Origin of the sequence: Pseudomonas sp. SWRI68, assembly GCF_014269165.1 — a bacterium.
Lineage (GTDB): Bacteria > Pseudomonadota > Gammaproteobacteria > Pseudomonadales > Pseudomonadaceae > Aquipseudomonas > Aquipseudomonas capeferrum.
In genome coordinates this window covers 1-216 of sequence record NZ_JABWRU010000097.1, presented here as the reverse complement: position 1 = coordinate 216, position 216 = coordinate 1, and the positions used below count along the sequence as shown (strand labels likewise).

General features: G+C 57.4%; 1 protein-coding gene. It reads right to left on the bottom strand.

The window, feature by feature from the left end; genetic code table 11:
* On the bottom strand, positions 1-216 hold a 216-nt coding region (locus HU770_RS26955), incomplete at both ends, for an immunoglobulin-like domain-containing protein (protein WP_186666647.1).

Genomic DNA, 216 nt, shown 5'->3' with positions numbered 1-216 from the left:
ACCAAGTTCTCGAACTGACCGACATCAGCGCCATCAACCGAAGCGATCGACTTGATCACTGGGTCGTTGGTACCGGTGTAGACGTTGTCAGGCGCAGTAACGGTGACGAAGCCCGAGGTGCTGTTGGCCGGCACAGTAATGACGGTGGTGCCGTCGCTCAGGGTGAAAGTCAGGGCCGAGTGTTTATCGATCGGCAGACCGTCTTTGTTGGTCAGC